At 41.4% G+C, this 25,006-nt stretch carries 21 protein-coding genes and 1 pseudogene; 7 read left to right on the plus strand and 15 right to left on the minus strand.

The annotated features are described in order from the left end of the window. Positions 1 to 234: 234 nt before the first annotated feature. From traI to BR06_RS0116140, 8 genes are all read right to left on the minus strand, one after another. Positions 235 to 1,920, minus strand: a complete 1,686-nt coding sequence (gene traI, locus BR06_RS20780; RefSeq protein ID WP_235727746.1) for a TraI/MobA(P) family conjugative relaxase — start codon at positions 1,918 to 1,920, stop codon at positions 235 to 237. Then, positions 1,917 to 2,243, minus strand: coding sequence for a plasmid mobilization protein (locus BR06_RS0116110; RefSeq protein ID WP_034603084.1), 327 nt, complete (start codon positions 2,241 to 2,243; stop codon positions 1,917 to 1,919). The genes traI and BR06_RS0116110 overlap by 4 nt, the downstream gene beginning before the upstream one ends. A gap of 700 nt (positions 2,244 to 2,943) precedes the next feature. Next, positions 2,944 to 3,555 carry a hypothetical protein gene (locus BR06_RS0116115; RefSeq protein ID WP_031484900.1) on the minus strand — a complete coding sequence of 204 codons (612 nt, stop codon included), beginning with the start codon at positions 3,553 to 3,555 and terminating at the stop codon, positions 2,944 to 2,946. A gap of 2 nt (positions 3,556 to 3,557) precedes the next feature. Beyond that, complete coding sequence (locus tag BR06_RS19385; protein WP_034603085.1) at positions 3,558 to 4,547, minus strand: hypothetical protein; 990 nt, start codon at positions 4,545 to 4,547, stop codon at positions 3,558 to 3,560. A 14-nt stretch (positions 4,548 to 4,561) separates the two neighbouring features. After that, positions 4,562 to 7,711 carry a type I restriction endonuclease subunit R gene (locus BR06_RS0116125; RefSeq protein WP_235727747.1) on the minus strand — a complete coding sequence of 1,050 codons (3,150 nt, stop codon included), beginning with the start codon at positions 7,709 to 7,711 and terminating at the stop codon, positions 4,562 to 4,564. 18 nt (positions 7,712 to 7,729) lie between these two features. Then, positions 7,730 to 8,554: a hypothetical protein gene (locus BR06_RS0116130; RefSeq protein ID WP_031484906.1), complete on the minus strand. Its 825-nt coding sequence runs from the start codon at positions 8,552 to 8,554 to the stop codon at positions 7,730 to 7,732. Then, positions 8,551 to 9,831 (minus strand): restriction endonuclease subunit S, encoded by a 1,281-nt coding sequence (locus BR06_RS19890; RefSeq protein WP_051677141.1) that lies wholly within the window; start codon positions 9,829 to 9,831, stop codon positions 8,551 to 8,553. Before BR06_RS19890 ends, BR06_RS0116130 begins: the two co-directional genes overlap by 4 nt. Further along, entirely contained in the window at positions 9,821 to 11,359 is a 1,539-nt protein-coding gene (locus BR06_RS0116140) for a class I SAM-dependent DNA methyltransferase (protein ID WP_031484910.1), read from the minus strand. Before BR06_RS0116140 ends, BR06_RS19890 begins: the two co-directional genes overlap by 11 nt. Before the next feature lie 676 nt (positions 11,360 to 12,035). Between BR06_RS0116140 and BR06_RS0116145 the strand changes: the two genes are divergently transcribed. After that, entirely contained in the window at positions 12,036 to 12,341 is a 306-nt protein-coding gene (locus tag BR06_RS0116145) for a Nif11 family protein (RefSeq protein WP_031484912.1), read from the plus strand. A gap of 50 nt (positions 12,342 to 12,391) precedes the next feature. After that, entirely contained in the window at positions 12,392 to 13,744 is a 1,353-nt protein-coding gene (locus tag BR06_RS0116150) for a radical SAM/SPASM domain-containing protein (protein WP_031484914.1), read from the plus strand. A gap of 236 nt (positions 13,745 to 13,980) precedes the next feature. Here the strand turns inward: BR06_RS0116150 and BR06_RS0116155 are convergent, their stop codons facing one another. From BR06_RS0116155 to BR06_RS0116165, 3 genes are all read right to left on the minus strand, one after another. Then, on the minus strand, positions 13,981 to 14,925 hold the full coding sequence (locus BR06_RS0116155; protein ID WP_031484916.1) for a hypothetical protein: 945 nt from the start codon (positions 14,923 to 14,925) through the stop codon (positions 13,981 to 13,983). Next, positions 14,915 to 15,832, minus strand: coding sequence for a hypothetical protein (locus BR06_RS0116160; RefSeq protein ID WP_031484918.1), 918 nt, complete (start codon positions 15,830 to 15,832; stop codon positions 14,915 to 14,917). Before BR06_RS0116160 ends, BR06_RS0116155 begins: the two co-directional genes overlap by 11 nt. A 150-nt stretch (positions 15,833 to 15,982) precedes the next feature. After that, positions 15,983 to 16,366: a helix-turn-helix domain-containing protein gene (locus BR06_RS0116165; protein ID WP_031484920.1), complete on the minus strand. Its 384-nt coding sequence runs from the start codon at positions 16,364 to 16,366 to the stop codon at positions 15,983 to 15,985. A gap of 117 nt (positions 16,367 to 16,483) precedes the next feature. On the opposite strand from BR06_RS0116165, the gene BR06_RS0116170 reads away from it, so the two are divergent. From BR06_RS0116170 to BR06_RS0116180, 3 genes are all read left to right on the plus strand, one after another. Further along, complete coding sequence (locus tag BR06_RS0116170; protein ID WP_031484922.1) at positions 16,484 to 16,762, plus strand: helix-turn-helix domain-containing protein; 279 nt, start codon at positions 16,484 to 16,486, stop codon at positions 16,760 to 16,762. An 81-nt stretch (positions 16,763 to 16,843) separates the two neighbouring features. After that, positions 16,844 to 17,284 carry a phage regulatory CII family protein gene (locus tag BR06_RS0116175; protein ID WP_031484923.1) on the plus strand — a complete coding sequence of 147 codons (441 nt, stop codon included), beginning with the start codon at positions 16,844 to 16,846 and terminating at the stop codon, positions 17,282 to 17,284. Positions 17,285 to 17,324: 40 nt separating this feature from the next. Further along, positions 17,325 to 17,555, plus strand: coding sequence for a hypothetical protein (locus BR06_RS0116180; protein WP_031484926.1), 231 nt, complete (start codon positions 17,325 to 17,327; stop codon positions 17,553 to 17,555). Here the strand turns inward: BR06_RS0116180 and BR06_RS0116185 are convergent. Then, complete coding sequence (locus tag BR06_RS0116185) at positions 17,552 to 18,739, minus strand: tyrosine-type recombinase/integrase (RefSeq protein ID WP_031484928.1); 1,188 nt, start codon at positions 18,737 to 18,739, stop codon at positions 17,552 to 17,554. The two genes, BR06_RS0116180 and BR06_RS0116185, sit on opposite strands and share 4 nt — an antisense overlap. A gap of 507 nt (positions 18,740 to 19,246) precedes the next feature. On the opposite strand from BR06_RS0116185, the gene BR06_RS19390 reads away from it, so the two are divergent. Both BR06_RS19390 and BR06_RS0116205 read left to right on the plus strand, forming a co-directional pair. Beyond that, a complete protein-coding gene (locus tag BR06_RS19390; protein ID WP_235727748.1) occupies positions 19,247 to 19,753 on the plus strand; it encodes a S26 family signal peptidase in 507 nt (168 codons plus the stop codon). Positions 19,754 to 20,000: 247 nt separating this feature from the next. Beyond that, positions 20,001 to 20,534: pseudogene (locus BR06_RS0116205) on the plus strand (ArdC-like ssDNA-binding domain-containing protein); the annotation flags it as partial. A gap of 112 nt (positions 20,535 to 20,646) precedes the next feature. Here the strand turns inward: BR06_RS0116205 and BR06_RS0116210 are convergent. From BR06_RS0116210 to BR06_RS0116220, 3 genes are read right to left on the minus strand one after another with little or no spacing between them, the layout of a single operon-like run. Next, on the minus strand, positions 20,647 to 22,317 hold the full coding sequence (locus BR06_RS0116210) for a hypothetical protein (protein ID WP_031484932.1): 1,671 nt from the start codon (positions 22,315 to 22,317) through the stop codon (positions 20,647 to 20,649). After that, the gene (locus BR06_RS0116215; RefSeq protein WP_031484934.1) at positions 22,317 to 23,684 is read right to left on the minus strand and encodes a tetratricopeptide repeat protein; all 1,368 of its coding nucleotides are present in this window, start codon (positions 23,682 to 23,684) and stop codon (positions 22,317 to 22,319) included. Before BR06_RS0116215 ends, BR06_RS0116210 begins: the two co-directional genes overlap by 1 nt. Beyond that, positions 23,674 to 24,960, minus strand: coding sequence for a CsgG/HfaB family protein (locus tag BR06_RS0116220; RefSeq protein ID WP_031484936.1), 1,287 nt, complete (start codon positions 24,958 to 24,960; stop codon positions 23,674 to 23,676). The genes BR06_RS0116215 and BR06_RS0116220 overlap by 11 nt, the downstream gene beginning before the upstream one ends. Positions 24,961 to 25,006: the final 46 nt, after the last annotated feature.

The raw sequence follows: 25,006 nt of genomic DNA on the forward strand, positions 1-25,006 counted from the left end.
AGGGGTCTTTGAATCTTCCGTTAAAAAGCGTTGAAGGCGCTGCCTAACTCCAACCCTATCGAAACATGATTTGCAATCCATAATTTCTAGTTATCCATGAGTTACAGTTACTTAAAAAATCAGTATCTTCTTAATCAAACAAGAATACTATGAATTATATTATACAAAATACAACGTCAAACCCTTTTTAAATAACAACAAATAAATAAAAGAAACCATATCAAAGCAACTTATCTATCGCCCACGCCCTATTCCTGTCGTCTTTGTGAGCTTAACTCTCTTACGGCAAACCTCATTCCCTTCCATCAAAACATTAGGCCCAAACATATGCTTAGCAAGCTTCTCTGCGACTATTCCGGCCTTCGGGTCATTCATACTGAAGAAAATACTATCACCGTTATCTTTAACCATGCCACCGCTTTTCAACGTATAGAGAACATTGCCGGATGAATCCACACGCCAGCTTATGTTCTTCATCGCAGGTTTACCCAATTTTAGATCACTATCTTTATCTTTGCGCTGAAACCTTTGAGCAACGAAGTATTTCTTCTTTTCCTCGGCTTGTAGCTGAAGCATTTTAGCAATAGATAACAGCTTGCGCTTGTCCTTCCAGGCCAGGCTAGAATCCACACGAATTTGACTTTGTTTCAGCTTCCAGTTTGGTGTTGAAGGATCTGTTTTCACAAACTCAGCCTGCGGCTTGTTTTCAATAGATTCCTTCCTAGAACGTAAGACCTGCAAAGCAACTTCATCTCCATTTTCAGCCTTCCATTTCAAAAAGTCATTCCAACGATTGAACGGTGTCAGCTTTCTAAGACCTGCCCTTCGACTTGCAACATCCGCCTTTATTGCTTCAAGATTTTCAGTTTTCTTGCCTGCTGCTACGGCAAGCAATCTGCTCCGGTCTTTAGAGCTAAGTTTACGTTCACACTTAATTTCCTTGATCTTGCTTCCCCATAATGCTGTGGCTTTATTCCATCGTTCATCCTGCTCAACTTTGATATCCTCATAAGCCTTCTTCCTGCCATCTATGGCCTCACGATACTGAGAGTAAAGCTCTCCCCGCTTTTTATGAAGCGGACGCGACACATACCTTTCCTTCTCATCTATGCTCTGCACAGCGGCAATAGGCTTTTGATATTGACCGAGCTTGGCTTCAAGCTTTCCCTTGGTAAAATTTCGATCCAATCTACTAGCTTTAACGGCAGTTTTGGAATGCTTGTCTTTGATGATACAGCCATTCCCTCTAGCTTTAACCTCAACGCCTATCTGCGCCAGCGAGTTATGGAAATCCTGCCAATTCTGTGCGCTATCCAGTGACTTGAAAATAAAGTCCTTACGCTCTTTCACATAAGAATCAAAAGACTGCTGTCCGGAATGTGCCTCATAAGTATCAGCCCTATCGTTACTGCGCTTCGGTTCCAGATCCTTTTGCCGACCATTATCAAACTTCAAACCAAACTTCTGTTCCAGCTCACGGTGTAGCCGATCACGCTTAAAGTAGTCCCGGTAGGGTTCATGCCTAGTGAGAGTTTCAGGATGAATCATATTATAAGCAATATGCATATGAATATTGTTAGTATTCTTATGAACGCCACAATGACGCTGATGGTCTTCAAATCCTAAAACCTTGGCAAATTCCTTTTCCATCTGCTTACACTTCTCTGGCGTCAACAGAGCTTCATCTTCCGGTCTGAAAGAAACTATCAGGTGGTAAGTCTTTTCCTTCTTCGTGCGCTGGTTCAGATCCTGAGTATCCAATACTTCTTGAACCGCCAGTTGATAATTATCCCCGGCCCAGCATCCATCATTCCAAGAATAAAGAGTCTTCTCACCTTTGTTCTTGGCATCAGTAATATAATTGGCCAGTCGCCCGTAGTTATCATTTTGAGGCTTGCAGGAAATTCTTCGACTGATCATAACGACCAAACCTTTTCACATAATTCTTTCTGACGCAGCCTCAACTCTTCAAGCAACTTTTCAACATCAAGCCGGTGTTTGTCGTCATCAAGAATCCACATTTTAAGAAGGCCACCAAGTCGAGCAAGATCAGCATTAATTTTTAACAACTCCCGGCGTGCCTGCTGATCCTCACGGCTCTTAATTTCGTGCCCAAGACAAACAGCTTTCGCAAAAGCAGAAATGGACAGACTGCACTGCTTTGCAGTGGCACTGACTTTCATGTGCTCTTCTTCAGAGACATATGCTTTTATGACCTTCTTATTACTCGGCACGAATTCCATCTCCTTACTGGACTGTCTTAGCTTCTTACGTTGAGCCGCAGGCGAATAAGTCCACCTCAGCCGCAAGGCTGGGCAGGGCGTAAGGTCGTCCACTTTGAAAAAGTGGGCCTACCTTACCTGTCCTGCCTTCGGACTCCGCAAGAGTATAAGCGATTTACCGAGAATTTTGCAATTTATTTAATTATTCCTGTTAGTTCTTGTAGATTCTTGTAGATTCTCGTTAAGTCTCGCTAATTCTTGTTGAGTCTTGGAAAGTCGTGAAAAGTCTCGTTGAATCTCGTTAGCCGGGCTAATGTGAGGCACATTGTAATGAAAAGAAATGTTTTACTTATCGCAAATATTCATTTCAAAATAAAAACCAATAATGCTTATGCGAAGAATTCTATGATTTTTTGAAATTGAAATTATTTGTCACAAGTCTTTGCATGAAATTCTGCACCACCTAGCATTAAAATCACCAGATCACAGCAATTGACAAAGCAACAACTATCGCAGGACTCAATGTGACGATAAAAAAAGGGAAAGGGAATATGTGTGATTATAAAAAATGCGATGAGCGGGGATTAATATTTTTCTGAAGTGTACAACAATCTAAACGGATATATTACTGTAGCCGCGAAAACGACCAGCCAGAGAGTTAAAAACGGCAGAACGGAAGAGGACTTCGACAGTAATTTTTCCATGCAAAACTTAGAATATCTTATTTCAAAAACATTCTATTTTCTCGCGGAGCATTAACAAATTCTAATCGCTCGGTCATATATCTTACGACCTCTTGATTTGCACAAAGGGCAACTAAATCTTCCCAAAAAAGAATACCAACCTTATCAGAATATTCTGCTAAATACTTTTTGTAGTTACTAGCAACACTATTCCTCATTTTCATAACAGCTTCCCACTTAGTTTTGCTGACTAAAAGAAAGAAATAAAACTTGTAATTTGGATGATCTTCTTTAATCTTATCAAGTCTATCTAGATTTTTTACTAAATCATTTTCAACACTCCAGTTACTTAGATATTTTACTTCAATTGATACAAATATTTTTCGATAAGAGTCTTGCAGCAAAACATCTGCAAATTCGCCTTTATCTGTATTCTTGCTCAACAGATAAGCATGGTTATCAAAACTGATGTGCGGATTTGTTAATTTAATACTTTCCTTAATAGATTTCGATAATTGGTTACATAAACTTGTAACCCTTTCTTCGTATCCAGCAACAAGCTCATTCAAGAAATATCCAGCAAAAAATTTTGCATATAAATTTCGTTCTTTTTCCGATTCAAAAAGACGATCATTCAAGCTAAAAATCATTTCTAAAACACCTGATCCAAAGTAACAGCCCCATCAAGCCTTGCCTTCGAGGTATAACGCAGACTCTGCGGAGCCTTGACTCTGCCCTTGCTTACTAACGAAATCGGTGTTTCGAGTTTAGTTGCACTGTCGGAAAAGATAACAGCGTATTTGCCGCTGTCTTTCCACGGCTCGATTCGTTCAACGGGGGCAATGTGTGTGATGGCTGAAATCGGAGCGACTTGATAGACTGCTAGGTATTTGATCTGCGAAATCATGCTGGAATGGATGCGTATTGAGTACCATTTGTTTTCACCAAGGAATACTTCCTGGAATCCTTCCTCTCGTGCAGGAACAACAATGGTATCTATCTCGGAAAGATCAAGGCGGCCCTGCCCTGCATCGGAAAGATCTGCTGAAACATCCGCTAGGAATGGATTAAAACGATAAGCGGTGTCTTTTCCGTCTGCGTATTGCTCTAGGGTTAAAATCTCGACAGGAAACTTGAAACGGCTAACCAGAACAGTTTCGAGCTCTTCAACGCATTCATCAATTATGACTAGCGCACGAAACTTGTCTTTTCCGAAAATCATAGATTCCAGAAGAAAATCTACATTATCAAATCCGTTCTTCTGGGCAAAGCTCTCGCACTTATCCCATTTGTCTTTATCTTTTGAAAGAGCGTCCTTAACTATAGCCTTCACAGTATGAGGTGAAGACTCAAAGGAAAGGGAGAATTCCAGAATTTGAACGGCAATATGTTTTAGATAATTGTGCTGCGAAAGTTCGTTCTCAACTACATATAGAATTGGCTTGCGCGTACTGGACAGATCAATCAGATAGCCATCCGGTATATTATTAGTCTTACCTGCCGCGCCAATCTTCTTTTTAGGATCTAGATAAATCCGGTCAGTGCCAAAAAGATCTGCTTCAACTATCCGAATCGCCTTTTCCAGATCTTTCTCTTTTGAAAAAGGGAGCGGTTGATATTTCTTATTTGATGTCCAAAGCATAAAGGCTCCTGATTTTAATTCCCTGCTGCCCAATGAGCCGAAAGAACTTCTGCCTGCCGAAGAACTGTTTTAACCGCATCAGCCTGCATGTCCGGTGGATATCCATATTTACGAAGAATTTTCTTAACCAGAACACGAACTCGCGCGCGGGCATTATCGCTATGTGTCCAATCTACTCCGACACTGCTTTTAACTTTCTTCAACAGCTCATGAGCAATAACCAGCAATTGCTTGTCGCCCATTATTTCCCGAGCACTGCCATTTTCTGCCAGAGCATCATAAAAAGCGACTTCATCCGTTGAAAGCCCCTGCTCTTCGCCACGCTTTTTAGCTTCGCGAATCTCTTTTGCCAGCTTGATAAGTTCCTCAAGCAGCTGAGCAGCAGTGATGGAATTTATATGATACCGATTGATGGCATCCTTTAAACGATCTGAAAAAGCCTTTTGCATTACAACGTTACTTCTGGACTGGGATTTGATTTGCCCATTCAAAAGTTTTCGTAAAGCTTCAAAGGCTAGATTCTTGTGTTTCATTCCTTTTAAGTCAGCCAAAAATTCATCTGACAAAATGGATAGATCTGGAGATTCAATACCTGCGGCCGCGAGGATGTCCACAATTTCGGTAGACTGTACTGCGCGGCTAACAATTTGCTGAACTGCGAAATCTATTTCCTGTTTGGTTTTACCGCCGGGAGTTGAAGCTGTTGATTTAGCAAGGGCTGCCCGAACAGTCTGAAAGAATCCTACTTCATCACGAATTTGAGCGGCTTCATCACTGGCAGAAGCAAGGGCAAAGGCTCTGGATAATGCCAGCACTGCGTCCGCATAGATTTTCCATGCCTTCTTTTTAGCGTCTTCATCACTCTCTTTCTCAGCGGCTTTACGCTGCATTTCAAGCACCCATTCCATTGCTTCCGCAATTGCGTATAAACGCTCTTTTGGAGTACCTGAAACAGCCTTCGCATAATCAAGACCATGAAACATATCCCGAACGACTTCATACTTTTCAAGCATAATAGCCACGGCTTCTTCTTCATCAATCCCTGTCTGTTCCCGATCACCGTCTGAATATTGAGTGAGAGCTGATTTTAAATTTTGAGCGAGCCCAATATAATCGACAATAAGCCCACCGGGTTTATCTTTAAAAACCCTATTAACTCTGGCTATGGCCTGCATAAGTCCATGCCCTTTCATAGGCTTGTCCACATACATTGTGTGCATGCATGGAGCATCAAAACCCGTAAGCCACATATCACGGACAATAACGAGTTTAAGTTCATCCTTCGGATCTTTAGCTCTTCTTGCAAGCTGTTCCCGCCGAGCTTTAGAACCTACATGCTGTTGCCAATCCTGCGGATCTGAAGCCGAGCCGGACATTACAACTTTGAGAACACCCTTATCATCATCTTCGCTATGCCAATCAGGACGAAGTGCAACAATTTCTTTATAGAAATCTACACAGATGCGGCGACTCATGCAGACAATCATTCCCTTGCCCTGCAAAGCATCAACACGCTTTTCAAAGTGATCTACAAGATCCTGAGCAACAAGTTTGAGCCGTTTTTCTGCTCCGACCAAAGCCTCAACGCGTGACCATTTAGCCTTTTGCCGTTCGCAATCTGCACTCTCGCAACCTTCCAGAACTTCGTCTACGTCAGAATCAACCTTAGGTCGTTCATCTTCATCAAGTTCAATTCTGGCAAGTCTGCTTTCGTAATAGATAGGAACTGTAGCCTCATCTTCCACGCCGCGCTGAATGTCATAAATATCAATATAGTTTCCGAAAACAGCCGGAGTGTTAACGTCCGTAGCCTCAATAGGAGTTCCGGTAAAACCGATAAAAGAAGCGCTAGGCAAGGCATCACGCAAATGTTTTGCAAAGCCGTATGAAATTTCCCCGGTATCCGCTGACACCTTTGCATTAAATCCATACTGGCTGCGGTGCGCCTCGTCAGCAATGACAACCACATTGCGGCGGTCGGTCAGTGCAGGGTATTTTTCGCCCTTATCCGGTGAAAATTTTTGAATAGTAGTGAAAATCACGCCGCCAGAGGCAACAGAAAGAAGCTCTTTCAAATGCTCGCGGCTCTCGGCCTTAACAGGATTCTGGCGAATAAGATCGGTACAACCTGAAAAGGTAGTGTAAAGCTGATCATCAAGATCGTTTCTATCGGTAACAACGACAAGAGTCGGGTTTGCCATCTCAGGGCGAAGAATAATGCGTCCGGCATAAAAGACCATGAGTAAACTTTTACCAGAACCTTGAGTATGCCAGACAACACCAATACGTTTATCTCCGGCAGGGCTGGAAGCATTCACTGTGCATTCTACAGCATGAAGCACTGCATGAAATTGATGATAGCCAGCTATCTTTTTAATAAGCTTCATTCCATCATTTTCGAAAACAACAAAGCCCCGAAGATAAGTCAAAAAACGGCTCTTATCAAAAACACCTTCAATCATAGTAGGAAACTCAGGCATGCCCTTTCTGATAATTTCGCGTCCATCAACCGTACGCCAAGGCATAAACCTTTCCAGACCAGCAGTAAGAGAACCTATCTGAGCTTTTAGCCCGTCTGAGGTAATGAGAACAACATTGGTTCTGAATAAGGAAGAAATTTGTAATTTATAAGTCTGCAATTGATTAAATGCCCCTGTAAGAGTGGCATTTTCAGAACCTGGATTTTTGAGTTCAAGGACTCCGACAGGAAGACCATTCAGGAAAACAACTATATCAGGGCGGCGGTTATGCGAATTTTCAATAACCGTAAATTGATTCACGGCCAGCCAGTCATTATTATCAGGATTATCAAAATCTATAATCCACGCCTTATCACCGCCAAGGGTTCCATCTTCTCTAGTGACTTCAACGTCCACACCATCAACCATCATCTGATGCAAACGGCGGTTTTCTTCTTCCAGTGAGGGAGTCACCACTTGCTCAAGCTTACGAAGAACATCATCAACGGCTTCTGAATCCAGATGTGGATTTATGCGGGTAAGCGCAGCTCTCAAGCGGTCGAGTAGGAAAACTTCCCCGTAGTTTAAACGCTCTGAACTGGAACTGTCAGGGGCTATGTCTTGTCCGTTCAGGGTTTGGTAGCCGAGGTCGGAGAAGAGTTCTAGGCCTAGTTGTTCTATGGTGTCTTCGTTTGTTTTAGTCACTGGTGGCTCCATTTTCAATTAATTGTCGCTTGCCCCAAGCCTTACAAGAGCAGCTTTTAGCACCTGCAAACAGATTTTTGCGGTGTGAATATCTGGGGAAAAACCAGAGTGCATTTGCGAATACGGATGGATATAATTTCTGAAGTCACGCAGGCTATGACCAAACTTTTTGATATCTTCACCCAAAAAACCTAACTCATGAGCGACATCAATGAATTGGGCAAGGCTCCAATCGTGAAACTGTTTTGGCTTCTCGTCTTTTCTTGGCGTACTGCGAGCCTGATTAAACGCTTTGGGGTTCTTATTGGCGACTCCGAGAAGAACTCCCTCCAAAATGCTACCGCATAAAAAAATTGTCGCAAGGGGTGCTTTTTCCAGACAATGTCCAGCTTCAATCAATCTAGCTTGGAGGATAGGAACAAGGGGACCTTCCAAATCAATATGGCCCAATGAAATGTTTTTATATTCCCGGTTCAAGAACTCATCTTCGGTCGAAACTTTTTGCGGTTTCCGTCCCGACAACCGTCCTATTATTTCCATTGCTTTTTTTGATAGATCCTCAGGAATAACTTTTCTATTCAATGAAGCCGACAAGTTGCAGTATTCCAACAATTCTTCAAGGCACTTAGCAACAGTAGTGTCAGGTTCAATCTCCCAGAATCCCTTCAGTCTTTTAGCTTTAGACTCGCCAATAAAAGCGTATTTCTGGGCATAAATATCTATCAGGAGTGTGCTCATAAAAAAATCCGCAAAACTGGCATTGGAAAAATCAAGTACGTACCCCGAATCCATTTCAAATATTTCTTCAAAGAGTCTCTTTTCAACAGGTTTGAGGGAACTCATAAAACTTCCTCCACCATCTTCTCAGCATCCCCAACCCTAATTTCACCAGAGATTAGTTTTGGGAGGAGGGTGTCGCGAAGATTAGCCAAAGAGTCAATTTCTTGATAGATCATTGATATTTTTTGAGATATTGCGCCTGCTTCATTTTCAAACGCTTGAATAACGCTATCTGCAGGAATCAATATAGAAAACTTTTTAAAATCACCCTTTCTAAAAAAACTACGAGCACTCCCTGATGCAATTTGCAAATTCAATTTAACTATATGTTTAACCGTATTATTAAGATAAAACCGCCCTTCAAAATTTCTTTTTGGTCGAAAACACCACATGTTTTGATTACGAAAAGCGGGGAGACAATTGGAATACAATGTAGAAGTTTTTCCTACACTGGCACCAACCATCACAAGAAAAAAATCAAAGTCCTTACACAGATATTTTTCATGTGTTGTAAAAAAAATTTCTGGAAGATAAACATCATCTTTTAAATACGTCACATGTCCCATATTGGAAAAGTTTTTAGTTCGAAGAACAAATGTGCCCGTTTCTGTGTAATCTTTACTTTTAAAAGCAAATCCATTCAAAATATCGGAAATACTTCCAAGCTCACCAACCCGCCATCCCTTAGGAATCAGCCCAAGCTCGCTCTCCTCAAATTCAGTACAGCCATCAAAATCAATAAACCACGATTTAAAAAGAGCCTGAGCCATTGCTTCAAGCGTTTCATTCATACGGCGGTTGAGGTCTATTTTGTCATCCAGGGTTCCGAGGATGTGGGCTATGGCTTTTTGCACAGAAAGAGGGGGAAGAACGAGAGGAAGCCTGCCTAATATTTTTTGATTTAAAGACAGCATTGTACTTCCTGCCGCATGCTGAATAAGCCAAAGACGTGTCTGAGGATGCCTTACCTGATAACTAATGAATCGAGAATCATTAATTGGAGACAGCCGAAGGCGTATTCCATCAGACCCAAGAAACCACCCCTTTTGGGATTCATTAACAAGAGCATTGCGCTCAACGCCTCCCTTACGTCCAAATACAATATCACCTTGTTGCAAAACGTACTTGGGTAAACGCGCAATAGTCTTTTCATCTATTTTAGGAGTAGCGTCAGTTAGCTCGAAAAAACCATTGCGTATTTCGCGGACTGAAATTAACGGTACTCCAGTAGAACTATACTCTTCAGCTTTGAGAACAGTTCCAAATGGCCCTGTTTGAAGATCGGCTTCCTTAGCATCAATTAACTCAGATACTGTTATTTTTCGCCAATCACTCCCCATATCCCAACCCCTTCAAATTCTCCCGAATAGCAACATCAAGCTTCCGCCCCTCTTCCATCTGAGCAAAGAGAGTCTCGGTCAATTCAGCCATTTTTTCTTCAAAGGGGATGCCGTCATCTTCTATTTCTTCAGCTCCAACATAACGACCGGGAGTGAGCACATAGTCGTTAGCCGCAACATCTTCAAGCTTGGCGGCCTTACAGAATCCGGCAATGTCTTCGTACTTTCCGGCTGTTTCCTCACCTCTCCATGCGTGGTAGGTATCGGATATTTTCTTAATGTCCTCTTCGGTAAGCTCACGACGCACACGATCCACAAGAAAACCCATTTTGCGGGCATCTATGAATAGGATCTCTCCTTCACGACCGCGAAAGCCATTGGCCTTTTTACTGCGGGTCATAAACCAAAGACAGACAGGAATCTGGGTGGAATAAAAAAGCTGACCGGGCATGGCTACCATGCAGTCCACAAGGTCATTATCCACTAAATTTTTACGGATTGTTTTTTCAGCTTTCTGATTGGTGGACATGGAACCGTTAGCCAGAACAACGCCTGCTGTTCCGGTCGGTTTCAAGTGATGCAGAATATGCGAAAGCCACGCATAGTTTGCGTTACCAGCCGGAGGTGTTCCCCATTTCCAACGCACATCATCGGAAAGCGTATCTCCGCCCCAATCACTTACGTTGAAAGGAGGATTCGCAAGGGTAAAATCAAATTTTAATGAGTTGTGTGCATCGGTGTAAAATGTACCTTCGGCATTCCATTTGATATCAGCATCAATACCGCGCACAGCCATATTCATTTTAGCCAGTCGCCATGTGGTATGGTTCATTTCCTGCCCGTAAATGGCAACATCACCAAGTCGCCCACCATGCTCCTGCACGAACTTTTCGGACTGAACAAACATCCCACCGGAACCACAACAAGGGTCATAGATACGCCCTTTAAACGGTTCAATCATATTTACCAAAAGATTTACTACGGAACGAGGGGTGTAGAATTCACCACCTGCCCGCCCTTCCGCACTGGCAAAACGGCCTAAAAAGTATTCATATACCCGGCCCAGAACATCTTTGGATTTCGATTTAGCATCGCCCATACCGATTCCACTGAACAGATCAATAAGTTTACCAAGAACCTGTTTATTGAGCGAAGGACGCGCATAGTCCTTGGACAGAACACCTTTAAGCGGATCGTTCGATTTTTCAATGGCGATCATTGCATCATCAATGAGCTTACCAATGGTGGGTTGTTTCGCGTTGTTTTTAAGATTCTCCCAGCGAGCCTCTTTAGGTACCCAGAAAATATTCTCAGCAAGATATTCTTCCGAATCTTCCGCATCGCTGTATTCATCGGCAAGAAGCTCGGCATGTTTCGCTTCAAACGCATCAGAAATATATTTTAAAAAAATCAGCCCAAGAGCTACATGCTTATATTCGGAGGCATCCATACCGCCACGCATTGCGTCAGCGGCCGCCCATAAATCGTTCTCTATACCAAGTGGGTCGTTAGCTTTCATTGCTACCATTATATTTCATCTATCCTTATATATACGGCTCCAGCTCAAAGCTGAAAAACCAAAAAAATCCCGCTGATTTAAAACCAGCGGGAGGCTGTTAAATCATTAATCAAAAGATTGATTTAAGGATTAACTAAATAGGTTGGGAATGGCAAGGGCGGTAGCAATAATCCACTTCAAACTTTCTGAGTAGCGGTTTGCCATATTTTTTGAACCATTACCGGATTAACCACGAACTGTAACCAAGTTGATCAGCCGCTTCATTAAAAGAATATCCTAGATCAGTGACCAATTTAACTGCAGACTTCCTAAATTATTCTGAATACTTTCGATTAATCATGAGTGGTTCTCCTGCATGAGCTAACCTTAACCTATCGCCCTATATCCGGGTCTATAGGGCGCTTCAACTTCTTCTGCAGAAAAACCGCAATACAAACCAGTTAATAAAAAACACTTGAATTATTTTAAAAATCAGTTACTCTCAATAGAATCTACGAATACTATTATATTTATTTACATTTTTTATGAAACTAATTCTTTTATTTCGCGATAATATAAAAAACAGAAACTAAGTTTAATTTTCGGATTATTTGTTGCTGCCTTTAACAATGGTTGTGAGTGTAATTAAATATTATTAATCAAACCTGTTAAGCTTGGGATGTATGAATCCTAAAAAGGAGGGGAAATGTCTGGAAAAAAATTAATTGAATTTATTGAGCTTGCGCAACAAAACGAAAAACTTGGCGAAAGGCTTACGTCAATCAAAGAACCTGAGAATAACGATGAAAAGCAAAAAGTCTTTGAAAAAATTGTTTCGATAGGGGCGGAGTATAAATACTCTTTCACGACAGAAGACTGTGACTCCGTATGGAAAGATAAAAAGAAAGCTGTTGCAAATAAATCCCTATCTGGGGACCAATCAAGTGTACAAGCTAAACACTGCATCATATCAGGATTTGAGTGTAAAGCGATCGCTGGTGTTTTGAAATAATTCAACTGCTCCATCGTATACAAAGTTTATGCGGTGGAGCTAATATTATTATGAATACACAAAAAGCAATTCTTAAAAAAAACTGGACACTAAGAGGTTGGACAGATCTTCCCCATGCATTAGTTAACATTAAAGATGGGATGGTATTGCAATTAAATCCCAAAGAATATCATGTTGCTAGTGCATGCAATGGCAAAACTAACTTTAACTCTTTCGCATTTCACGGACAACACATCAGCATACTTAAACAATTTATCAATAACAACATTGCGAGATATTGTAGTTCTGATGCAAACATATTAGACTATCAAAGATATAAAATAGCATCTACCTTTCGAGTTCATGGACTTTTGTGGTCTATAACAGGAAGATGCAACCTTAATTGTAAACACTGTTACCTAGGGCATAAATTTAGAAAAATTGAGCTTAATACAAAAGAAATCCTAAATATTATTTCTCAACTTAAAGAGTCTAATATAAATTCCGTTTCCCTGACAGGGGGAGAACCATTTCTAAGAAAAGATCTCCATAAAATTATTAGCTTCTTGCTAAATGCTAACTTTAGAATCCCACTAATAATGACAAATGGATTATTAGTGGGCGAGCACGATCTGCATTACTTTAAAGAGATTAACTTAAATACTGATTTTCAGATAAGTTTTGATGGTTTTGGATTTCATAATGAGATGCGAAGGAGCTTAGATGCAGAGGATTTAGTTGTTGAAAAAATTGTACTACTTAAGAGGCATGAATATAGTGTAATTATTTCTTCATGCTTAACGAACTTTAATAAAAGAAGTATTGAGAAAACGTATTCATTTTTAAAAAACATTGGAATCAAAACTTGGAGAGTTTCTGTCCCACAAAACACAGGAAATTGGCTTAAATATACAAATCATATATCTTTTAAAGAAGCTAGGGATATATATAACTATATCTTTGAGTTGTGGTTATTAGACAATAAACCATTTAATCTTAAATTGGGTCCTTTCTTTAACAGTGAGGCTAGCATGAGATACAAGAGGAATGAACTGTCGACAAAATACGACATTTATTCATGCAATGCCTTGAGATTCACCCCTTATCTCCTGCCTGATGGGACTTTACTACCATGCACAGGATTTACAGGAAGTCGACTGCAAGGCGACATGCTTAATGTGCTGACTGATTCCTTTAAATACGCCTGGGAACATCCTTTTATGAGGAAAATAGTTAGCATCAAAGTTAAAGATTTGTTTATAAGTAATCCTGAATGCGAGAAATGTGCTCACTTAGAAAAATGTTCTCTAGGGTGTAGGGCGAACGCATTAACTGAAGAAGGATTGTTATTTGGGAAAGATCCAATTTGTTGCGATGCATGGAAGTCTGGGTTAGCTGACTCGCTGTATCAACAGTGTACATAATGACTCTTTTAGACTGTTTGCAGTCTAAACTGCAGCATTTTTTAGAATGGCCTTTGAAAATTTGCAAAAATTAATTATATAGACAACTATAACAAACTTTAGACAAAATCATCCAAGTGGAGCTACACCGTAAAAACGCTCATCAAACAAAGTCTGCGCTTATAAATTTATCTGATCTAAACAGCAAACTTTAGCAACTATACAAACTGCATAGCAACACCCCATTAGCATGCACATTAAAATGTTCTTTTAGCAAAAACAGAGTAAGCCATAGGTTCTTTACTCACCTCTTTACAATTACTTGCAAACATTGGTGCAATCGTCCCTGCCGCAGCTATAAACGGCGATGGATTATCCAAAGAACACGTAACACCTACAGAAAAGAGTGGGATAACATATTGAAATGCAATTTTTTTCCACCTACTGCGCAAAGCATCCTCAATTTCAGCAGACTTGATCGCAAAAATTGATTTAGATTGGTCAATTATCTCTTCATACTCACATTCAATATCTGAAATACTACAAATTTTATCCACCTCTCGTTCCACAAATATTCTAAACTGAGTTAATAGATCTCCATGCTGCATTTTAAAAAACAATACATCATCGATGCTAATATGCTCATCAGGAACAGGTAACAAAAAGTCGAGAAGCTCATTCCTAACTTGAGTTTTCATAAAATTTTGTCTTAATCTCTGAATAGGATAGCCATTATAAGTAACCGGGTCAGCCATAATATCTTCATCACGAGACAAGTTTAAGGCTATAAAACTCATGAAATGATTAGCTAATCCGCGAGGCATTTCATACCATGGATAGTTATCACTTTTTGCAACTCCAATTTCTACTAGTCGCTCACCCAAATCACCTAATTTTTCCATATGCACCTGAGCAGTAAATCTTTTTCCTTCAAAGAATTTACTCCCTTTCTTTCTGACTGTGCGCTTAGCATAATGGAAAAACTTATCAAACTCCCTACTTGATATTTTACCTGCAGGGGTTACTGGTACTACCAATTCGTTTCGAACTAATTGCAACATAAAAGGAGTATACATATCAGGGTGATAGTAATATTCCATTGGAACAATTGACATAACTTTATCCCAATATAACAAGACCTTATAAAGCCATTTAGCATCCGGAACATTTATATATGGGTAATATAATGCATTACTTTTCATACAAACCTCCAACTATCTCCCCTTCCAACGCCCCAATCCGCCCCTCAACACCCCGAATCACCCCTAAATACTCACTCTCAGTCTTATAAAAATGCTTATTCACATATCGCGCAGACTCCACAGTCTCCACTTTGATCGGAACAACCAAAACTTCGACCTGATTCGGTAAAAGCTTCAACGACGAAAAATGTGTCCCAACATTGTATTCGAGAGAATCGCTCTGCCCAGCTTTGATAGGAGTAGTAAGTTTGAATACCTCATCGTCTTGCGCCTGCCTGTCTCCAGATTTTAGTTGAAATTTAAGCTTGATGGACTGAATGTCTTTTCCACTATTGTTGTGGATAGAAACTTTAACATCGGCTGATTCAATTTTCCCCATCGGTTTGCCAGTAACACTCATGAGTTCATTTAAGACATATGTCTTTTCTATTTTCAATTTAGGGATGACTGCTTTTGCCTGCTCTCGGGCGGCATTGCATTTTTTAAGTTCTTCAAGTTCAGTAGAATATTGTTTCAGCTTTTTTCGGAGCCTTTCCAGTTCGCGTAGACGTTCATAATCATGTTGTTCTTTCACGATCACAGCAGCGCGGTCATTAATCTGCTCGACGGTGAATCCATCAAGCTCCTTGAGCCTTTTCATAAACAAAATGTCGCCCCATGCTTCCTGCTGCTGTCCAAGCGCATAAACTTCTGGGAGACGTACATCTGAGCCTAAGCGTTTGATCTCACCATTAGAAACAATGGTTGCAAAGGACTTCCGGAGAGCATCTTTATCCGCAACACTCATATCTTTTATGAGAGCACCAGCGGAGGATTTGAATTCTTTTTCAGACGATGTGTCTAAAGACACATCACCCCATCCAACAAGAAAGAAAAGTGAGAGTAAAACTGCTAAATATTTCTTCATTATATTATGCATATCCTTAACTAGAGCTAAGCGTATTTATGTGAATATTTTAAAGATTAAAATTAAAATGCAATAACCAAAATCATACTATTTTTAGTCAAAAAAAATTGACCCACATGCCTTTACACCATGTAGGCCAATCAGATCTTCTTAATATCCAGATGCAATTTTTTCATCACAGACACCCGGATCACTCTTGGAAGTCTCGTCAGATGTTCCTAAAGTAAGGCGAACAATCTCTAGCCCAACTTCTCCATGCTCTTTTATCAGCCTTTCTGCTTCACGCATCCGAAGGACTACAGGATCACCAACCTCATCTTTACGAAACATCTCCCCGTCTCCGGTAAGAATCCATGTTCCGTCCACACCAAATTTATTACAAATATTAGCCAAGAAAAGAGCCTTCGGAGCTCCTTTCCCATTAATATAGTTATCTAAGCTGGTTGTAGATATTTCAGCTCCACGGCAAAAATCAGCTTTGCTAATATCAAGAGCCTCTTTAACCGCCAAAAATCGTTGAACAATACTTTTCATGTAAAATGTCACCAGTTTTTTGTAAAAAGTTGTTGACTATGGCAAACTTTTTACATTATCTCTTAAATCAACACACGCATATATTAAAAAAACCTTCAACTGATTGAGGTTACATTGATGATTAACCAAACTGGCGACTCAGCGCAAGCATCCTTTACTACTGAAACTATTCCAACTCACTTCTTGAGACGTGCATGGATGGAAAATATTGGGCTTACAAATGTGAAGCTTGCAAAAAGATTTGATCTAACCCCTGCGCGGGTATCATCGATTATTCGTGGTGGAGAATGTCCCCAAAAATATATTGATATCCTCCGCGATGAATACGAAATGCCAGCAGATCTTATTCCTATCCGTAGCAGAGAAAAAACCGGACCTAAGCCTAAAACTAAATAAATAGAAAACAGCCGGATGTAGAATACGTTCTCTTTGGTTCATGGTCACGTTAATAGCGGCGTAAATTTCAGGAGTAATCACATGAGCTTCATAGATATAGTTCGGAAAATGGTTCTTGATTCAGATATCGGAGCTCGTGCTGTAGCGGAGATGGTTAGCAAAAAATATCATGTTCTTATGAATGAATTGAACTCTGAGAATACTAGCCACAAGCTTGGAGCAGACCTTCTTGAACCATTGATGAAGGCTTGCCGTTCAGATGCTCCGATGCACCACCTTGCCGCAAGTATGGGCGGACTTTTCATAAGAGTACCTGAAGAGAACTGCTCCAACACAAGTCTTGTTAAAGCCGTTAAAGAATTCGGCGAACTCATAGCTGTCTACGGGCAGGCAATTGAAGAGGGTAAGCTGAGTAGTAATGATAAAAAAAGAATCCGCAAAGAGGGTCAAGAAGCTTTAACAGCAATTCAAGAACTTCTATGCGGATTAGATGGAACTGCTGAGCATAATCCTCGCGCTTAGTGTGCAGCAACAGAAACTAGGCTTTTAATGGAGCAGCAACATGACAAAAGACGAATTGAAAGAACACCTTCTAAGCACCCTCCCCCCGATTCTATGCAGACAGGGCGTAGAAAAATATACAGGTGGACTCATCAAGGCCCAAACAATGCGCAAGATGGATTGTCAGGGTACCGGCCCTTTAGAAGGACGATTTAAACGTAATCGTAAAGTTTTCTACACCCGCGAACCGTTTGTTGACTGGTTCATAGAGGAATCTAACCCGCTGGTTTAAACCAGCAGTTGAGCGGCATTCCGGCACTGATCATCATGAGTATGAGTGTAGCGCATAGTGGTCTGAATAGTAGCATGGCCCATCATTTTTTGAACAACAGGAAGAGGAACACCCTTGGCGACAAGACGGGAAGCAAAAGTATGACGAAAACAATGAGCACAAAAACGCAACCGGCGATCAGTAACGCCTTTATTCCATCCGAGATGCTTCATCAGAGTTGCAAAGTTTTCTCCGATCTCTTTCCGCATATCACCGGAAGGACCGGGGAACAGCAAGGACTCCATACTGAGCAGATCAGGAATTCTCGTTGCCAACACCGGCCTTATCTTTTCAGTGATGTAGGCAACTCGGCTTCTTCCAGACTTGGGTCCATCGTCAGCACCGGATTCGCCTTTAATAATGATTCTGTTCTCAACAAGATCGATGTCCTGCCGAGTAAGAGCAAAAATTTCTCCCATCCGCATGCCGGTATAAAGACTGAGCAAGCAGATATCGTGGCAATCAAGGTATCGCCTTTGAACAGCCATCTCGAAAAAAGCAGTTTCCTCGTCAAGAGCACAGTAGCGGAGCCTCTGATTATTGATTCTGGGAAACTTAACTCCCTTAACCGGATTAGCTCCGTTCAACCATCCGCTTTGAATAGAGTAATTACAAATCTGCCTCGTAAGAGCGAGACACTGCACAACCGTTGCCTTAGCAAGCCCCTTCCCTGTGACAGAACTCTTGAGAAGTTCAATATGCTGGAAGGTCAGATCATCAAGACTAATTTTTCCAATGACCGGCACGAGGTGAAGTTTGAAGCGGGTGCGGTCATGCTTCCAACTCTTCTTATTGTTTCTGGCGTACTCTTCAATGTATGCCTCCCCCGCTTCGGAGAAAGGTTTCCGAGCCTTACTTGCAACAATTTTCACTCTCTGCTCTTCGGCTTTGATCTCTCTGAATTCTCCGAGAGACTGCGGACCGACACCGAGCTTGATATTCGCAGTTACTTCGGATCTGATCTTATGAGCTTTTGCTGGAGACCAGCCTTGGGAAGCCCATCCGAGTCCTTCTTCACGCAGCTTGCCATTGACCTTGTACCTGATCACAAAATACTTATCGGGATGAACTCCATGCCTGCGTGTTTTATGACTGCGAAATCTAACTCCGGTATACTTAGTTGCTTCAAAACTCTTGGTGCTCATTTCTGTCCCACTCCTGTCCCACTTTTTATAGGTACACTAATAAACGCTAGTGACCGTGAGGACAGGATATTACACTATGAATCTTTTGGATTCAAAGCGGTTAGGAACGTTAAGTCACAATTGGCAGTTATTATTCCGACGGGCTTAAAATCCCTCGAGCTTCGGCTTGTACGAGTTCAAGTCTCGTTCTGGGTACCACGGTTAAATCAAGGGTTTACGAACAATCTCACGATTGTTTGTGGACCCTTTTTTTATGGGATATCCTTCTGTAAAAGCATGTTTTGTCCCACTTTAAGCGAATTTTGTCCCACCTCATAAAAAATCAACCCCCTTACGGCCACTCATCAGGCTAATTTAAAATCTGGTCCTGCGCAGGACTTACTGGACCAAGAATGTTCAGGGAGTCTCCGCATGAAAAATATCATCCTGATTTCATTCTGTTGCCATCTAACAGCCATCATCTACGTAATCCACTTTGCGGGCTAACGCGTCAATTTCACCGATTCCATGCCCCATGGCATTTACCAGATTATTCCCGGCAAGCCGACCAAAGGCGATCTGGTTACTTTTAGCCTCCGTGAAGACAATCCATATTTTAAAATTTCGCTTGATCGTAAATATCTTGGTCATTACGACACACGGCCACTATTGAAAAATAGTGCCGGAACAACAGGAGATAAAGTTGAAGTTACGCTTGAAGGGATTAACATCAACGGATTTCTTCTCTCCTCAAGCGTCCTAAAAAACCATGACAATCATGGCAGAAATCTTCCTTCATTGCTCACTTCGAATCTTATTCCTCAAGGCAAAGCCCTTGTCCTGTCCACACACACCGAAAGTAGTTTTGACAGTAGATATTTCGGATTGATTGACGCGAAAGAAATGCAAAAGGGCATTCTCGTTTTAACCTTTAATTTGGAGGATAGGACTATGCCCGAAAACGACGAATATCTAGCTCAGGAGGCTCGGAAAATCTACATAACGCAACCGAAAATTCCAGCGCGGCAATTGTAAGTTGATCCTGACGTTGCCGAATACATGGGAGTGTTTGAAGAAAAAGCTCTCTCCGTTGAAGATGCTGAGGACGGTTCGTTTGATCTGGCAGAAGAGCAAAACGAGGGCAGGTGATATTATGGCTAAATCTAAAACACCATACCATCAGCGTTTTGCTGAAACGATGATTGAGGATCTAAAAAAAAGAACTGCCCCTTGGCACCGTCCATGAAAGGCGGGTGAATATCAACCGGCATTCAATCCTGTTTCTGGGACAGTTTACAGGGGAGGCAATCAGGTAATGCTCGGCAAGGAGGGGCTTAACGATCCCAGATTCATGACCTACAAACAAGCATCATCACAAGAGTGTCAGGTAAAAAAAGCTAAATCTGAAACAGTAGCATTCTGGCAATTGAATCGCCCAGAAGTGATCAAAGATGAGCAAGGTAAGCCGGTGCGCGATGAGAATGGCAAAGTAAGCATGCAGGAAGTTCCTCTTGCACGACCTATTTTGCGCTACGCAAACGTATTCAATGCGAGCCAAATTGAAGGCATTCCAGAATGGAAAGGACGCGATATAAGTTGGAATCCTGACGAACGCGCTGAAACTATTCTGGATAACTCCGGAGCGGAAATTCATCATGACAAGCTGGACAGAGCATTCTACAGAAATGCCGAAGAAACATTATTGAAAGTTCTTACAAATATAGAGGAAAATAATTTTCATAACTTTGGAGGGTTATTAAGAGAGATAAGAGCACTACAAGACAATACACATAAAAAACACCGCAGTTGTACCTAATGCTATATTAGGATCAAATGGTATGAACCACTACAGCTTTCGAAAGTGGTAGAAAAAAAGACAGGCAAAAAACCGGCGCTTCACTCAGTGAAGCGCCGAATAGATAAATCAATTACCAGCTTGCATCATCTTGGCCAGCCCCAGTATAAACTCCGCTAGAAGCTCCAGCTCCAGCAGAAGACCCGGAATTTGCCTTTGCAGAAGGCTTAGCCTGATTGGCCTGTGAAGAGACATTGCCTCCAGCCTGATTCTTAGCCAGATTGTAAGAGTTCGTATCAGCTTTGGCGCTCTCTACAGCCGAATCGTGTCCAGCTTTGGTTCCTTTCATCTTTTGCTGCGACTTAACATCCATAATCCTGCTTATGTAGTTGGATTCTTCCATCATCAAAGCGTTTCTGGCAGATTGTCCACTTACAGCATAGATAGCAACATAGATATACTGCCCTGAAATAGGATGCTTAACCTTACGCAAATATTTAGATTGAAGACCACTTATGTTTCTATTTTTAATGGTTTGCTGTAATTCTGAAGCAAAACTTTCTGCAGCAACACTTGTGTCCTTGCCAGTTCCACCATTGTAGCTCTCCATTTTTGCTTCAGCAATTTTATGAGAAGAAACATCAGCGAAAATAGCTGTTGCTACTTCTTTCTTTGCAACCTGAGCGGCAATTCCGCGAGCTCTCTTCTCGCTAGAAGAACTTTTTCCAACAGCCGCAGAACCGATTCCTAGGAAATATACTTCCCCATTATTGTCACGGAATCTACGTCCACCAGATCCACACGACCAATCAGCCCCATTAATATATTCAGTAAGGCTCTTCTTACCTGGAGCAACTTTCATGACCTCACCGGAGATGAATGCTCTAACCAGTGCTTCCATTTTCTTACTCCACATAACTACAACGGCAGAACTATATTGCTCGCTCTCTTCATCCCACGATTCAAACTGCGCTATAACCGTTGCACCCATAAGAGGCATTTTTGACAAAGTTTCAGTTTTAGAACTTAAAGACTCAGTTTTAGAACCAGTCAAAGTTTTTAATTGTGCTTCTAACTGAGAGCACTCAGTGGAAGCTTTTTGATATCTGGCTTTTGCTTTTTCATATTTTTTTCTTTTCTTTTCATCAATCTGCTCACTAGAGTATGTATCATCGAGCTTTTTAATCGCTGCATCCATAAGCCTGTTAAGTCTATCGCCAAAGTTAGCACCCTGAAGAGCTGCAGCTTCGGTAGCATCAACGGTTTTAAGCATCTTTGCCAGCTTGTTTCTTTGGGCTTCTATACTATTTTGAAGTTTATCTATTTTATCTTTGAACTCTGCATTTAAGTCTGTTCCAGGGGTGCTGGCTTGATCCAAAACACTCATGTCAGTTCGCACAAATTCGATTATTTGTGCCTTAGCATCTAAGATCGCTTCCATATTTTTCAGCGAACGTTTGTTTATGAACGAAGTGTCGTAGGAAGGATCTTCGCAATCAAGAAACGAGACTCCAACTGAAATAAAAGTTTCCTTACTATCATTCCAGCCACGTCCGTATCCTGAGTTTGAAAGATAACTATCCACGGCTTCATCGATAGTCTGCTGTGGAACTACTGGCGGCTGTGGTTTTTCCATCGCGGCCTGTGCAGAAGCGAGGCTTACATCCTGTGATGCATCTTGACCAACTAGTTGTTCCTGAGCTTTTTCATCTGAGTATTCTACTGCAAAGGCAAATGAACTTACCATTAGCATTACCATGGCTACCATTAATATTTTCGCCAGTTTCGTGGTTCTACTTCTCATTATTGCTTCCCTCTTATTTGCTGTGTGATTCTTTTAAGAATTTTATTATTCCCGACCCGGCCACTGTAAAACATGAACTCTGCAATAACACTTGCTGACTTAGTTCTACCCATATGACTGTAACACTCAGCCAAATGTCCCATCGCTTCAGAGTCAAATACCCGTATTTGCAAAAGCTGTAGATAAACTACAGAGGCTTGCGCCCACTGATTATCTGCCTTTAATATGGCTCCCAGATAATCCCAAACCTTAGGATTCGCGGGAGTTTTATCTGCCGCCTGAATCAAAAGTTCTTTAATTTTATTTTTATCTCCGCGACTGCTAAAAAGCTTTACGGCTTGCTTAAGATAGCCATCATCAAAAGCGGATACACCTTCCCCAAAACGAAGATTTCCCAGAGAAAGCATCGACATTTTAACTGTCTCACCACCGCTAGATTGCCATTTAGGGGGAACCATTGAGTTCCCTTCCGTCAAACTATTCATCATATCAAGAACGTCAGCGTAATTATCGCCACTCGTAGGCAATGATAATCCTAGAAGAGAAAATGATCGTTCTGGCTGAGTATTCATAGAACTTTCAGCCATCATTGAAAGGATTTCATAGGAACCAGGAAGTTTATGAAGATTCTTAGCCTCAACATTCATCTTTCCTTCTAAAAGTTCCTTTAATGCATTCCTTTGAGATAAGGGACTAGGCTTAAAAGAATAATTATCCATGCAAAACTCTTCTGCCCCCCCCTCTTGAATTGCAAGGGAGGCAAGATGAGGCAGACCTGCATCAAAAAACAAAGTCGCTGCTAAAGGATAATTTTCATACTTAAGAGCACCCTCAAGAGCTTGACTGAAAACTCTCATGGGGTCTGAGGAAACCTGCTTAAGCTGACTACAAAATTGTTTCAGCTCAACTTTAGGAACAGCAAAGGCATATCTATACCTTTGCTTAACAGGTGCATTTTCTACAACGTGCCCATGAAACTGAGCGAAGGACGGAGTTTGAATTTTCTTTTCAAGATAACCTTGGAGAATCTTTCTGGACCGATCAGGCCAACGACTCAAATCACATTGAACTTTGCCACATTCTGAGGCCGACCATGAGCGCATCAACTCGCCAGCTTTAAGCATGCTTTTGGCTCTCATATCACGTACAGAATCGCCACGACCTTTTCTTTCAAGATCAGCAATAAATACGACATAATCAGTTAGTGGATACCAACCTGAACCCTTCTCTTTCAAAGAAGACTGATATAGACCACCCAGTTCAAAAGCCTTTAAAGGAGCCGGCTGTCCCATAGCAACAGTCGGAAGAGCTGACAAAAGCATAACTGCAAGTAAAATAAATTGGTACAACGACCTTCTACCAGTCATCACTACTTTCCTTCTCCATCTCAACCATGGATTTCTCTATTACTTTTTCAACTTTCTTAGCCTTTTTAGCAGCTCTTTTTTGACCGCCAGACCCTTTAATCAGGCGAACAATAAAGGCATTCGGAGCAAATAGAGCATTAATATCGACACTGCACTTTAAAATATTGGCACGAGAGGACTTTGCTTGAACATCCGTAACCTGCACAATGCCAACTGGAATTTCTTCACGGCCAAGAGACTCCTTAGTATAAGGGTCCATCATTTTTTTCCCATACTGGATGAGAGTAAATTTTTGACCTTTTTTAATAGTTTCTCCGCCCTGACCGATGTACATCGATTTACCTGAGACTGAAACGACGAGCAGGGGGAAAATGCCTTCGACAAGCTGCTTACCGAGAACATCCGCATACTTCTTAGCAATACGGCTCATATCCGGAGCATACCCCTGATGAGTTCCAATCCCATCATAAAGCTGGGAAAACATAATTTGCCCAGTTGCTACATCCATAACCCGATAAGAAAGAGCTGCCCCGTAGCGAGACATAGGGAATTTTTTGCCAGTAGATTTCATTTCTTTGTTCCACTGCTTTGAAACTGCCTTATTAATCTGGCCGACAACTATGAAATCTGCGCCAAGTCGATTTCCAAGGCGAGCCATCTCTTCCATAGGAACATCAGCACTCTTTAATGAATTCAACTCCCCGTTACTTTCATCTTGAAAGTCCCGGTCAAGCACGGCAAAGCGCCTTGTCTGAGTCAGATATCCAACTAACCCCTGACATAAATTTTTGGCGAAAGTTGTTTGAGTTACATCATTAGCATTGTCGACTCGAAATGGAAGAACTGCTATTCGGTTGCGATTCGCCTGTTTAGACTTTGCATATTTTATAACCGTTGCCTTTAAATCAACAGCAAGAAGTCCGGCAGTATACTCGTCGGGCTTGATAGACACGACTTCGTAACTTTTGATTAGCCCTTTGGTTGCAGTCTGAATTTCCTGTTGAAATTCTTCACTATTAAGTTCAGCCACACCCTGCTTGCCCTGCACCTCAGCTGTAACTTTAACAGATGACATTGCAGTGCGTTCTCTAGACGCCATTTGCATACCATTAACTTTACCTAAAGCGTCGACCAGCGCCGACTGAACGGCTTCCTTCGGAGTGACTCCAGTCCCATGCCCCTCAACCGTTACATAATTTAATTTAGCAAAAGCAATACTAGTAGAAAGACAAAAAGTAACCAGAGGAATAAAAAGAAGTTGAAGAAGTAGTCTCACTTGTTAAGTCTCCTGATAGCGTGGCTGTTCAGATTTATTTATACAG

The sequence above is a fragment of the Maridesulfovibrio frigidus DSM 17176 genome (genome assembly GCF_000711735.1).
Classification (GTDB): domain Bacteria; phylum Desulfobacterota; class Desulfovibrionia; order Desulfovibrionales; family Desulfovibrionaceae; genus Maridesulfovibrio; species Maridesulfovibrio frigidus.